This window comes from Streptomyces sp. NPDC086835 (assembly GCF_044745705.1).
In the GTDB taxonomy this organism is placed as follows: Bacteria; Actinomycetota; Actinomycetes; order Streptomycetales; family Streptomycetaceae; genus Streptomyces.
The window spans coordinates 15,779-28,009 of sequence record NZ_JBIVAU010000013.1 but is presented as its reverse complement, the minus strand read 5'-3'; the positions used below and the strand labels follow the sequence as shown (position 1 = coordinate 28,009).

Annotated in this window: 14 protein-coding genes; 6 read left to right on the top strand and 8 right to left on the bottom strand. The window is 72.4% G+C overall.

All coding sequences use genetic code 11. The features are described 5' to 3' along the window. Together ACIPJI_RS32495 and ACIPJI_RS32490 are read left to right on the top strand one after the other, a co-directional pair. On the top strand, positions 1-514 hold a 514-nt coding region (locus ACIPJI_RS32495; protein WP_402250405.1), incomplete at its 5' end, for a hypothetical protein. A 321-nt stretch (positions 515-835) separates the two neighbouring features. Then, positions 836-1,483: a class F sortase gene (locus ACIPJI_RS32490; protein WP_356622501.1), complete on the top strand. Its 648-nt coding sequence runs from the start codon at positions 836-838 to the stop codon at positions 1,481-1,483. A 7-nt stretch (positions 1,484-1,490) separates the two neighbouring features. Here ACIPJI_RS32490 and ACIPJI_RS32485 read toward each other — a convergent pair whose 3' ends face one another. Continuing rightward, positions 1,491-2,327 carry a polysaccharide deacetylase family protein gene (locus ACIPJI_RS32485; RefSeq protein ID WP_402250402.1) on the bottom strand — a complete coding sequence of 279 codons (837 nt, stop codon included), beginning with the start codon at positions 2,325-2,327 and terminating at the stop codon, positions 1,491-1,493. A 150-nt stretch (positions 2,328-2,477) separates the two neighbouring features. Here ACIPJI_RS32485 and ACIPJI_RS32480 point away from each other — a divergent pair, with 150 nt between their 5' ends. Continuing rightward, on the top strand, positions 2,478-2,939 hold the full coding sequence (locus ACIPJI_RS32480) for a universal stress protein (RefSeq protein WP_307709772.1): 462 nt from the start codon (positions 2,478-2,480) through the stop codon (positions 2,937-2,939). A 58-nt stretch (positions 2,940-2,997) separates the two neighbouring features. Here ACIPJI_RS32480 and ACIPJI_RS32475 read toward each other — a convergent pair whose 3' ends face one another. Continuing rightward, positions 2,998-4,203: a CapA family protein gene (locus ACIPJI_RS32475; protein ID WP_402250400.1), complete on the bottom strand. Its 1,206-nt coding sequence runs from the start codon at positions 4,201-4,203 to the stop codon at positions 2,998-3,000. Between the two features lie 277 nt (positions 4,204-4,480). On the opposite strand from ACIPJI_RS32475, the gene ACIPJI_RS32470 reads away from it, so the two are divergent. After that, positions 4,481-5,098 (top strand): sigma-70 family RNA polymerase sigma factor, encoded by a 618-nt coding sequence (locus ACIPJI_RS32470; protein WP_356622504.1) that lies wholly within the window; start codon positions 4,481-4,483, stop codon positions 5,096-5,098. A gap of 84 nt (positions 5,099-5,182) precedes the next feature. After that, a complete protein-coding gene (locus tag ACIPJI_RS32465) occupies positions 5,183-5,698 on the top strand; it encodes a hypothetical protein (protein ID WP_402250399.1) in 516 nt (171 codons plus the stop codon). A 12-nt stretch (positions 5,699-5,710) separates the two neighbouring features. On the opposite strand, the gene ACIPJI_RS32460 is transcribed toward ACIPJI_RS32465, so the two are convergent. The 5 genes from ACIPJI_RS32460 to ACIPJI_RS32440 all read right to left on the bottom strand — a co-directional run bounded on the left by ACIPJI_RS32460 (position 5,711) and on the right by ACIPJI_RS32440 (position 10,411). After that, the gene (locus ACIPJI_RS32460) at positions 5,711-6,925 is read right to left on the bottom strand and encodes a sensor histidine kinase (RefSeq protein WP_307709768.1); all 1,215 of its coding nucleotides are present in this window, start codon (positions 6,923-6,925) and stop codon (positions 5,711-5,713) included. Next, positions 6,922-8,655, bottom strand: coding sequence for a cation acetate symporter (locus tag ACIPJI_RS32455; RefSeq protein ID WP_402250397.1), 1,734 nt, complete (start codon positions 8,653-8,655; stop codon positions 6,922-6,924). Before ACIPJI_RS32455 ends, ACIPJI_RS32460 begins: the two co-directional genes overlap by 4 nt. Before the next feature lie 22 nt (positions 8,656-8,677). Then, entirely contained in the window at positions 8,678-9,058 is a 381-nt protein-coding gene (locus ACIPJI_RS32450; RefSeq protein ID WP_402250395.1) for a hypothetical protein, read from the bottom strand. Positions 9,059-9,183: 125 nt separating this feature from the next. Beyond that, entirely contained in the window at positions 9,184-9,453 is a 270-nt protein-coding gene (locus ACIPJI_RS32445) for a hypothetical protein (RefSeq protein ID WP_307709765.1), read from the bottom strand. Positions 9,454-9,583: 130 nt separating this feature from the next. Continuing rightward, positions 9,584-10,411, bottom strand: coding sequence for a LytR/AlgR family response regulator transcription factor (locus ACIPJI_RS32440; RefSeq protein WP_402250393.1), 828 nt, complete (start codon positions 10,409-10,411; stop codon positions 9,584-9,586). Positions 10,412-10,595: 184 nt separating this feature from the next. Here ACIPJI_RS32440 and ACIPJI_RS32435 point away from each other — a divergent pair, with 184 nt between their 5' ends. Beyond that, complete coding sequence (locus ACIPJI_RS32435; RefSeq protein ID WP_402250391.1) at positions 10,596-11,264, top strand: zf-HC2 domain-containing protein; 669 nt, start codon at positions 10,596-10,598, stop codon at positions 11,262-11,264. 47 nt (positions 11,265-11,311) lie between these two features. Here ACIPJI_RS32435 and ACIPJI_RS32430 read toward each other — a convergent pair whose 3' ends face one another. Next, positions 11,312-12,172, bottom strand: coding sequence for an Fpg/Nei family DNA glycosylase (locus tag ACIPJI_RS32430; protein WP_402250389.1), 861 nt, complete (start codon positions 12,170-12,172; stop codon positions 11,312-11,314). Between the last annotated feature and the right edge of the window lie 59 nt (positions 12,173-12,231).

Here is a 12,231-nt window from a genome sequence, read left to right as displayed (position 1 = left end):
CACGGTCACCACCGTCGCCACCGGCACCGCGGTCACCACCGTTACCCCGGTCACCACCGTCACCACCGGCGCCGCGGTCACCACCGTTACCACCGGCACCCCGGTCACCACCGTCGCCACCGGCACCGCGGTCACCACCGTTACCCCGGTCACCACCGTCACCACCGGCGCCGCGGTCACCACCGTTACCACCGGCGCCGCGGTCGCCGCCGTTACCACCGGCACCCCGGTCACCGCCGTTACCACCGGCGCCGCGGTCGCCGCCGTTACCACCGGCACCCCGGTCACCGCCGTTACCACCGGCACTGGAGAGCGGGGCGTCCGGGAAGGCGTTCGAGCTGACCACACCACCGCGCCGGCAACCGTCGACGGTGATGGTCAGAATGCCGCCCGGGAAGACGGACGACGGGTTGACCTGTACATTCCTCGGGCCGTTGCCGCCACCGGCGGCCGCCATGGGAGCGCACAGTCCGACGGCCGCGAAGGCGGTCACCGTCGCTGCGAGAGCGCGTGAGGCACGCATCGTTGAACCTCCAGAAGGAAAGACGCCCCAAAGCCGTGCTCCGGGATATTCGACGAGTACGTCTTCCATGACGAACGATCACCGGATGGTGCTTTCATCGCATTTCGGCCTTGGTCCACCCCGGTGAGACGACACGCCGACCATGGACCCCTTGATCTGACGGAGCCGCAGGTCACAGACCGTCAGAAGTTTTTGCGGGCCGAATACCCGGATGGGTCATCACGAGTGGCACCGGCCACCCGTTCGCGCTTCCCCCCTCGCCGGAGGGCGGCACCCCGCTTAGCGTGCCCACAAGCGCGCGAAGGGAGAACCATGGGCCAGGACAGGTACGGCAGGGAACCGAGGAGACGCTCGCCCTGGGGCGTACTGGCTCTCGTGATGCTCACCGGCATCGCAATGGTCAAGAACGGTGTGGACGTGGGCCTCGGACCGCCTCAGCCCGCGGCCGCCGCGTCGCAGGGCCGGGCGGGCGAGACGTTCCTGCCCGTGCCGCTGGAGCCGCTGCCGTACGCCGCAGCGGCGCGGGTGCGTATCCCCTCGATCAAGGTGGACGCCCCCATCGTGCACGTCGGACTGGACCAGGACGGCTGGGTGGCCGCTCCGGAACCGCACGACCCCAATCTCGCCGGCTGGTACCAGAACGGCATCTCCCCCGGGCAGCGCGGCACCGCCGTCATCGTGGGGCACGTCGACAACCAGGCCGGCCCCGCCGTCTTCTACGGCCTCGGGTCCGTCAAGACGGGCAGCCTGATCGACGTACCGCGCTTCGACGGCCGCGTCGCCGTCTTCGAGGTGTACGGCGTCGAGGTGTTCTCCAAGAACAACTTCCCCGGGGTGCGGGTGTACGCGGACACCGGTCGGCCGGAACTGCGGGTGATCACCTGCGGCGGCGGCTACTCCAAGGAGGGCGGGTACGACGGCAACGTGGTCGTCTTCGCCCGTATGGTCAAAGTCATCTGAGGGTAAGTCAGCGGTAGGGCACCGTGATCCGGTATCCGTCCTCGAGCAGCTCCGGCAGGTAGCGGCGCAGCGCCGACACACTCTGCGACCGGTTGCCGCCCGCGTCGTGCGAGAGGACGATCACGCCGGGCGCCGCGCCCCGCAGGACCCGCCGGACGATGGTCGAGGTGCCCGGCCGCATCCAGTCGAGGGTGTCGACGGTCCAGCCCAGCGGCTCCATGCCGAGATCGGCACCGATCTCGAACGAGTGCCTGTTCCAGGCGCCGTAGGGCGCGCGGTACCAGAGCGGCGCCTCGCCGAGCGTCTTCTCGATCACCTCACTGGTGCGCCCCAGCTGGTCGCGGATCCTGGACGGCGGCAGCTTCGGGATCAGCGGGTGCGACCAGGTGTGGTTGCCGACCGCATGGCCGTCCGCCGCCATCTCGCGCAGCAGGTCGCGGTTGTGGGTCGCCATCTCGCCGCAGACGAAGAACATGGCCCGCACCTCGTGCCGGCGCAGTACGGCGAGGATGTCCGGGGTGTAGCGGGGGTCCGGGCCGTCGTCGAAGGTGAGCACCATGGTGCGGCCCGTCGCCGGGACCTCGAGGAAGGGCCGCTTGCGCACGGGTGGCTTCGCCCGCCGCAGGACGGGCGGGGCGAAGGCCGTCATGGGCCGCAACCGGTAGGACGTGGCCTTCGGCGGAGCGACGGCCGACGGGCCCGCGGCCGCTCCGGTGCCGTCCGGGGCGCGTCCCGGTGTCTCGGCCCGCTCACTGACGAGCAGGCCGCCGACGGCGGCGGCGCCGAGGCATGCGGCGATGCGGAACATCGAGCGGCGGCCTGGAAGCAGCTGATCCTTCTTCATGGCCAACTGCTCGCACGGCGCATGCGGCCACGGCCTGATCAACACCGGTTCCAGCGGGGAAAACACCCGATGGGAGCAGCGGCAACGGGCGCGTCGGCCGGTCCAGGACGGCCCGTCGGGGGGCCGGCCGGAGCGGATAACCTCGTAGGTGTGACAGAGCACCCGCCCCACCGGTTCGAACGCGGCACCGACGGCCCGAAGGTGATCGTCGCGGGCCTCGACGGCTCGGACTCCTCTCTTCGTGCGGCGGCGTACGCGAGCGGCCTCGCCCGGCGGCAGGGCGCGCTGCTCGCGGTGGTGTACGTGCAGCCGGTGATGCCGGCGGGCGCCGCCTTCGGCGTGCCGGTCGCGGAGACGACCGGGGAGATCGCGGAGGGGCTGGTCGCGGAGGTGCGGGCCGCCGCCGAGCGGGTACGGGGCATCTGGGACGTGCGCTGGGAGTTCCACACCGTGCGCGGGGACCCGTACACCGGCCTGGTGACGGCCGCGGACGAGCTCAAGGCGGACGCGGTGGTGGTGGGTGCCTCCGAGTCGGCCGGCCACCGGTTCATGGGCTCGGTCGCGGTCCGGCTGGTGAAGGCCGGGCGGTGGCCGGTGACCGTCGTCCCCTGAACCGCCCGGCCCCTTCCCGTCGCGGTCAGCGACCCATGGTGAGACCGTTCCGTCGCGGTCAGCGGCCCATGGTGAGACCGTCCTGGGCGGCTCCGCGGCTGAGCACGGCGGAGGTGATGGCGGCCTGGGCCTCGAGCCGGTCGCCGCGCGGCCCCTCGCGGCGCAGGACCTCTGGCAGGTTGACGACGCGGCCGACGCCGGTGTCCATCCACTGCGGGATGTACTCGGCCTTCGCGACCTCCCAGCGCCCACCGGTGGTGGCGGGCGGCGCGAAGGAGAAGCGGGCGATGGTGCCCTGGTTCCCGCGTGGGTCCTGCACCCCTTCGTTGTTGATCATGTCACCGGCGATCTGGTCGCCCATGCCGTAGACGATCCAGGTGCCGTTGACCTTCTCGTACGCCTGGGGGACGTGCGCGTGGGTGCCGAGGATCAGGTCGATGTCGGGGCGTCCGCCGGTGGTGGAGGCGGTGAGGGAGCGGCCGAGGTCGAGCTGTTGCTGATCGGGGTCGATCTGCCATTCGGTGCCCCAGTGCAGGCTGACGACCACGACGTCGGCTCCGGCGCTCCTCGCCGCGCGCGCGTCGTCGATGATGCGCTGCTCGTCGATGAGGTCGACCGCCCAGGACTCCTCCTCGGGCAGCGGTTCGGCGTTGGTCCCGTACGTGTAGGCCAGTTGGGCCACCTTGGCGCCGCCGGCCGTGAGCCACGCCGGTTCGTCCGCCTCCTGCGCAGTGCGCGCGGAGCCGGCGTGCTTGATGCCCGCGCGGTCGAGCGCGTCCAGGGTGCGGCGCACACCGGCGACGCCGTCGTCGAGGGTGTGGTTGGAGGCCGTGGAGCACGAGTCGTAGCCGACGCCGGCGAGCGCTGTGGCGATCTCCGGGGGCGATTTGAAGCTGGGGTAGCCGGTGTAGTTCCCGTTCTCGCCGTAGACGGTCTCCATGTGGCAGAGGGCGATGTCGGCGCGGGAGACGACGGGGCCGACGCCCGCGAGCATGGGGCGGAAGTCGTGGCCGACGCCGCCGGCGTCCAGTTGGGCCTGCTGGATGATCGAGGCGTGCGGGAGGACGTCCCCGGTGGCCACGAGTGTGAAGCCGTGCGGGGCGGAGGGGGCGTCGGCCGCAGCGGAGGGCTCGGCGCGGGCCGGGCCTTTCCGGGGCGACGCCGACGGGCCGGGGTCCTGCTGTCCGGCACACCCAGCGGCTCCCGCGAGCAGCACGGCGCAGAGGGCCGCCGTGGCCCGTGGTGCGGGTCGCGCGCGTGTCATCGTCGACCAACCTCCCAATTGTGTGATTAGCGGCATATCCGACTAATTGAATCCACAGGGGAGGAACTGTCGAGTCAAGCGACACAGCCGACGTGGTCGCCCCAACGGACCTGCGCATTCCGCCGGCTCCGGCGGCCCGGTCGACCGTTCATCGCACCACTCGCCGCTCGGTGCGACCGTTCGCCGACAGACCGCCGCACGCCGTCTGTCGCCGCGTGCCGGGATGCGTTCGTATACGCCACGTGGCAGCGGACCTCTACGCAGAAGGGTGAAGGCAATGGCGACGGCGACCGCGACGACCGACGAACAGGCAATGGCGGAGCTGCAGCGAGAGCACGGCCCCGCACTGCTGAGCTTCCTGCTGGGACTGACCTACGGGGACCAGCAGCGCGCCGAGGACCTGCTGCAGGAGACGCTCGTACGGGCATGGCAGCACCCCGAGGCCTTCGACGCCCCGTACGAGTCGATGCGGCCCTGGCTCTTCACCGTGGGGCGCCGCCTCGCCATCGACGCCCGGCGCTCCCGGATGGCACGTCCCATGGAGATCGGCGACGGCGTGCTCGCCACCACGCCGGACCCGGCCGACGTCACGGAGAGCGCGGTGGCCGCTCTGGACGTACGCGCCGCGGTCGGTGAGCTGAGCCCCGAACACCGCGCCGTCCTGGTCCAGATCTACTTCCACGGGCTGAGCGTCAACGAGGCCGCCCAGGCGCTCGGCATTCCGCCGGGCACCGTCAAATCACGCTCGCACTACGCGCTCCGGGCGCTCGCCCGCTGCCTGCCCGGGTACAGCAGACGCACCACCACTTCCGCCCCGGACGCCTCGGTGATGACGGCCTCCCCCACCGGTCACGGGACCCGGACGGCCATATGTGAAACGTCACGCGCCAGTTGAGCAAACCGGCCTTCGCTGCCGTGTCTGTCGGTAGAGGCTCGTGGTGGGACGCCGGTGCAGTCGTACGGAAGAAGGTGAGGCAGCGTGCAGCCCGGTAGCACGAACGGAACCAGCGGAGGCGGGCTCGCGGTCCCCATGGCGTGGCTCTGCGCCGAATACACCGCCGACGAGATGCTGCGCACCGGCGCCCTTGTGGAGGCGGACTCGCTCGAGTTCCGGGCCGGGCGGCAGACGCTCGCGCTCACGATCCATCTGAGCGACGGCGGGGAACCGCTCTCCGGCGGGTCCACGGCGGCCCGTATCGACCACTGGCTGACGGTCACGTCCTACGGGTACCCCTGGCCGCAGTGGGTTCGTCAACAGCTCGGGGTGCGGGCCGAACGGGTCCGGCACGGCGGCGAGGACCCGGATCTGGCGCTCGCCGCGGACGCCTGGCGCCGGCTGTGCGAGACCGAACTGCTCGCCACCGATCTCGGCGGCCTCGAGCCGTGGCATCCCTCCCGTCCCCCGGACGCGTTACCGGACGAGGCGGCCCGGGTGTGGCTGCCTGCTTGGGAGTTGGGTCTCCCCCTCGGGCACCTGGCCGTCCATCTGTGGTGAGCCAGGCCCCGGTCAGGGCCGCGGGACTGCCGAGGAGTGGACCCCCGCACGGTACTTCGGGATCCGGACGGTGATCTTCATACCGGCGCCGACGGCGGTCTCGATGACCAGGCCGTAATCGTCCCCGTACACCTGACGCAGCCGCTCGTCGACGTTGCTCAGGCCGATGCCGGACGCGGTGGAGCGCTCTCCCGCGAGGATGCCGCGCAGCACCTCCGGGTCCATGCCGACGCCGTCGTCCTCGATGGTCACCATCGCCTCCGCGCCCGCGTCCTGCGCCGCGATCATGATGCGGCACTCGTTCCTCGAGTCCTCGAGACCGTGCTTGACGGCGTTCTCGACGAGGGGCTGAAGGCACAGGAACGGCAGAGTGACCGGCAGGACCTCGGGGGCGACCTGGAGCGTGACCTTGAGCCGGTCGCCGAAGCGAGCCCCGGCGAGCGCCAGATACTGCTCGATGGAGCGCAGTTCGTCGGCGAGCTGGGTGAACTCGCCGTGCCGCCGGAACGAGTAGCGCGTGAAGTCGGCGAACTCGAGCAGCAGCTCGCGCGCACGCTCGGGGTCGGTACGGACGAAGGACGCGATCGCGGCGAGCGAGTTGAAGATGAAGTGCGGCGAGATCTGCGCGCGCAGGGCACGGATCTCCGCCTCGATCAGACGCGTGCGGGACCGGTCGAGCTCGGCGAGTTCCAGCTGTACGGAGACCCAGCGGGCCACCTCGGTGGCGGCCCGCACCAGTACGGCCGACTCCCGGGAGCCGTAGGCGACCAACGCGCCGAGCACGCCCTCCTCCCCGGTCAGCGGCGCGATGACGACCCAGCGCAGCGGGCACTCCAGCTCGTCGCACTCCGTGTGGACGCATCGGCTGCGCCCGGAGTCGAGCATCTCGGCGACAAGGTCCATCACCTGCTGCCGGTGCCGGTCGGCACCGGGCCCGTCCCAGGCGAGCACCGCGTCGCGGTCGGTGAGGCACAGCGCCTCCGTGCCGAGCAGCGGACGCAGCCGCCGGGCGGCCTTGCGTGCTGTGTCCTCCGTCAGGCCGGCCCGCAGCGGCGGCGCGGCGAGGGACGCGGTGTGCAGCGTGTGGAAGGTGGCCCGTTCGACGGGCGTCCCGAGATCGAGGTCCCCGCGTCCGCCGCGTCCGGCGGTCAGCCGGCCGAGCACCATGCCCACGGCCAGCAGCACGATCCCCGCCGCTGCCAGCGCGGCGACCCCTGTCCCGGTCATCGCGGTACTCCTTCGTGCTGCGGCCTGCCCACGAGGTCCTCCGGCAGATGCAGGCGGGCGAGGGTGGCCGCGGCGCCGGCCGGTATGTGGCGCGGGGTGGCCAGGGAGACGCCCACCATGGTCAGGAAGCCCAGCGGCACCGACCAGACCGCGGGCCATGCCATCAGGGTGTGCGCCCAGCCCTCCGGGGCCAGTCCGGTACGCGTGGCCATCACCGCGGTCAGCGCCGCGCCTCCTCCGACGACGAGGCCCGCTGCCGCTCCCGGCGGGGTGAGCCGGCGCCACCAGATGCCGAGGATCAGCAACGGGCAGAACGAGGAGGCGGAGACGGCGAACGCGAGTCCGACCGCGTCGGCGACGGGCACATTGGTCGCCACCACGCTCAGCGCCAGCGGCGCGGCCATCGCGAGCAGCGTCGCGAGCCGGAAGTGACGTACTCCCCGCGAGGGCAGTACGTCCTGGGTGATCACACCGGCCACCGACATGGTCAGGCCGGAGGCCGTGGACAGGAACGCGGCGAACGCGCCCCCGGCGAGCAGTGCCCCGAGCAGTTCGCCGGCGAGCCCGCCGATGATCCGTTCCGGGAGCACCAGCACGGCGGCGTCCGCGGCTCCGGTGAGTGCCAGTTCGGGCGCGTAGACGCGGCCGAGCGCGCCGTAGACCGGCGGGAGCAGGTAGAAGGCGCCGATCAGCCCGAGCACGACGAGGGTGGTGCGGCGGGCGGCACGTCCGTTGGGGCTGGTGTAGAAGCGGACGGCGACGTGCGGCAGGCCCATGGTGCCGAGGAACGTGGCGAGGATCAGGCCGTAGGTGGCGTACAGCTGGTAGCCGTCCCGGCCGCCGGACAGCGGCTGCGACCAGCTCAAGGGGTCGGAGCCCTCGGTGGTCCGCCGGGGCACCTCGGCGCCTTCGGGGAACGTGAGGGTCGTGCCCGACTCGATGCGGTGGCTCCCCTCGTCGAGTGCGACGGGCCGGCCGTCGTGCCGCACGCCGTCGACCGTGCCGGAGACAATGAGCGTCAGCGGCCCGTCGAAGTCGACGCGGACGGTGTCGTCGACGCGGACGGCGGTGTGCTTCTGGAAGACGGCGGGCGCGTCGAACCGGGCCCGGGGGGCGTCGTCGCCGACCCAGGCGGCGACGAGGAACAGCGCCGGCACCAGCAGCGCCGTGAGCTTCAGCCAGTACTGGAAGGCCTGCACGAAGGTGATGCTCCGCATGCCGCCGGCGGCCACCGCCCCGGTGACGACGAACGCGACGACGACGCTGCCGACCCAGTCCGGCGCCCCCGTGAGGATCTGGAGGGTCAGGCCGGCGCCCTGAAGTTGCGGCAGCAGGTAGAGCCAGCCGATGCCGACGACGAAGAGGCTCGCGAGTCTGCGCACCTGGGCGGACTCCAGGCGCGCCTCCGCGAAGTCGGAGAGCGTGTACGCGCCGGACCGGCGCAGCGGGGCGGCGACGAGCACCAGCAGTACGAGATAACCGGCCGTGTAGCCGACCGGGTACCAGAGCATGTCGGGACCCTGGAGGAGCACGAGCCCCGCGATGCCGAGGAACGACGCGGCGGAGAGGTACTCGCCGCTGATGGCGGCCGCGTTGAGAGCGGGCTTGACGGTGCGGGAGGCGACGTAGAAGTCCGAGGTGGTGCGGGATATTCGCAGGCCGAGCGCGCCGACGAGCACGGTGGCGAGCACCACGACGGTGACGGCGGTCACCGCGTAGGTCTGGTTCACGTGGTTTCTCCCGCCGGCACCGTCAGCGGCCTTCGACGAGCCGGGTGAAGTCGCGTTCGTTGCGCTCGGCCCGGCGCACGTACCGGCGGGCGATCAGCCACATGACGGGGTAGACCGCCACGCCGAGCGCGATCCAGACGAAGGGCTCCGGCGCCCCCGGGGAACCGCCGAGGGCCGCGGGCAGCGCGAACAGCAGCGGCAGCGTGCCGACGAGCAGGGCGAGCGTCCCGAGCGCGTAGAGGGCGGCCCGCAGCTGGCTGCGCATCAGCGACCGCACGTAGGCGGTGCCGAGAGTGGTCTGCTCGCTGATCTCGGAGCGGGCCGGGGCATGACCGGGCGGGCGGCGGGTGCCGCGCGGCACACCGGTGACCACCTCACGGCGCGGCGTTTGGTCTGCAGACATCGGCGTCCGCTCCAGCGTCTCTCGGCGAACTCGGGGAGATGGTGGAGTCTACGCAGGGACGATTACCGACGGTAGAGAGGTACGGCGCCGCCCCTGGGGCACGCCTGCCCGCGGTGCTGCGCCGGTCAGCGGCCGGTGTTCCGGGCGCAGTCGCTCAGCGCGATCTCCAGCTCCACGTAGGACTCCTCGGCCCTGCGGAAGGCGACCTCGAGGGCCGCTTCCCCACGCGGGCCCGCGATACCCCGCGCCGACTCCCGGATCTCGTAGATCACGTCCGCCCAGCGGCCGGCGGCACTCCTGACGGTGGCGAGCAGCGCTTCGAGGTCCCCGGCGTCGGCCGGGCGGCCGGGCGGGAGCCTGCGGAGCTCGTCCAGCAGTGCTTCGATGTCGCGCATCAGGCCCCCTCTTCCCGGCCCGGTCAAGGTTAGGCGCGTGCCGCCTCCGCGAGGGCCGGTCCCAGTGCCGCGTCGCCGTGCGGCCCGGTCCGGGCGACGAACGGTCGGCGATGATCGCCGAACGGTCGCCTCAGCCGCGCGCGTGCCGCAGCAGCAGGTCACGCAGCTGACGGGCGTGCCGGCGGCTCACCGCCAGTTCGGCGTCCCCGACCCGTACGGTCGTCGTGCCGGCGTCCAGCCTCAGTTCGTCGATGCGTCCCAGGGCCACCAGGTGGCTGCGGTGTATGCGGACGAAGCCGCGGGAGGCCCAGCGCTCCTCCAGGGCGGACAGCGGGATTCGGACCAGGTGGCTGCCCGCGGCGGTGTGGAGCCGGGCGTAGTCGCCCTGGGCCTCGACGTACGTGATGTCGTCCACCGGTACGAAGCGGGTCACTCCGCCGAGTTCCACGGGGATCTGCTCCGCTACCCCGCCGTTCGGCACGGCCGGTGCGGCCGGTGCGGCCGCGCCCGGCGGGAGGTGGGCCGGGGCGGCAGGCTGCGCGTCCGGCCGCTGCGGTTCCCGCAGCGGGACGACCAGGTCGCGGACCCGGCGCACGGCTTCGGCGAGCCGTTCCCTGCGGACCGGCTTGAGGACGTAGTCGACGGCCTTGAGGTCGAACGCCTGGACCGCGAACCCCTCGTGCGCCGTGACGAAGACGATCAGCGGCGGCCTGGCGAACCCGGCGAGCAGCCTCGCGACGTCGAGCCCGGTCAGCCCCGCCATGTGGATGTCGAGGAAGACGACGTCGATGGCGTCCTCGCTGTCCGGTCCGGCCTCCAGAGCCCGGCCGATGCGGCGCAGCGCCTCCGTGGCGTCGGTCGCGCCTTCGGCGCTGCGGATCCGCGAGTCGGCACGCAGGAGGTAGAGCAGCTCTTCGAGCGCCGGTTTCTCGTCGTCGACAGCCAGTACGCGCAGCATGCAGCGGAGTCTAGGCGTGCTCCGCGCGATGCGGCCACGCCCCCGGAAGGGCGTCCGGCCCCGGCTGTGGAAGGACGGCCGGCTTTGCGATCGCGCTCGCCTCGCCGACAGGTTGAGCGCATCGCCTTCCCGCTGCGTATTCCAGGGTGACCGCCCGTAACACCTGACGAATCGAGGACCGCCCATGAGCCGGCAGCAGCCGCACCTGGATGTGGCCGCCTACGCGCTGGGCATCCTGGAACCGGCCGACGCGTTCCGGTTCGAGGAGCACCTTGCCGGTTGTGTCACGTGTGCCGTGGGGCTGTCCGACTTCACCGCCCTCGCCGGCGCGCTGTCCGAGCTCGCCGGTCCCGGCCGGATCGACGCCCGCCCCGGTCCGAAGCTGCTCGAGCGGCTCACCGGCGCGGTGGTGGTGCAGCGTCGCCGGGACCGCCGTCGGCGGCTGGCGCTGGTGGCCGTGGCCGCGTCGCTGATCGTCGCGCTGCCCACCGCGGTGATGACGGTCCGGGGCGCCGGGGAGCCCGCGCCGCCTCGGGTCGTCGCGTCGGATCCGGCGACGGGCGTCACCGCCTCCGTGGCGCTGGAGGACCGCGGCTGGGGCACGGCGGTCGCGATGCGGCTCACCGGGCTCGCCGGGCCGCGCACCTGCCGGCTCGTTGCGATCGGCAAGGACGGGGTGGAGCACCCCGTCCTGAGCTGGTGGGTGCCGGAGGGCGGGTACGGCGTACGGGAGGGGCCCGGCCGGGAAGGGCCGCTGGACCTCGAGGCGAGCACCGGGCTGCACACGGCGGAGATCGGCCGCTGGGAGGTCCGGGCGGAAAGCGGGGAACGACTGCTGTCGATCGGCGGCTGAGGCGCTGCCGGCCGGGCGTCACCCGGTCGGCGGGAGAGTCCCCGGCGTCACTTGAGCAGCCGGGAGAGCCGGCGGTCCGCGAGCGGGCGGCCACCGGTCTGGCAGGTGGGGCAGTACTGCAACGACGAGTCGCTGAAGGCCACTTCACGGACGGTGTCGCCGCACACGGGGCACGGTTGGCCGGTGCGGCCGTGGACGCGCATGCCGCTCTTCTTCTCCGACTTGAGGCGGCCGGCCGCCAGTCCCCGTGAGCGTTCCACGGCGTCGGCGAGGGTGGTCCGCAGCGCCTCGTACAGCGTGTCGGTCTCCTCGCCGCTGAGGTTCTGCACGGGTTTGAAGGGCGACATCTTGGCGGCGTGCAGGATCTCGTCGCTGTACGCGTTGCCGATGCCCGCGATCAGACTCTGGTCGCGCAACGCGCCCTTGATCTGGCGCCGCTCGCCCTCGAGCACCCTGGCGAAGGCGGCACGGTCGAAGTCGTCGGAGAGCGGGTCGGGTCCGAGCCGGGCCACGCCGGGCACCTCGGCCGGATCCCTGACGACATGCACGGCGAGCCGCTTGGTGGTCCCGGCCTCCGTCAGGTCGAAGCCGCCGCCCCCGGCCAGTACCGTCCGCAGCGCCAGCGGTCCTTTGCCGGGGCGGGGCGGCTGCGCGGGGAGCTCGTCCTTCCACTGGAGCCAGCCCGCGCGGGCGAGATGGGCGACGAGGTGAAGGCCGCCCGCGGTGATGTCGAGCCACTTGCCGTGCCGTTGAACGGCGGTGACTTCCGTTCCCTCGACGGCGGAGAGCGGCGGGTCGTAGGTCTTGAGCACGCTGATGGCCACCGGCAGCACACGTTCGATCCTCCGGCCCACCAGTTGGGCGTCGAGGAACTCCCGTAGCGCTTCGACCTCGGGCAGTTCGGGCATACCCCCACCCTGCCGCAGCGGGCGGCGCGCCGCGCGCCGGATCGGCTCACGCGGTGGCC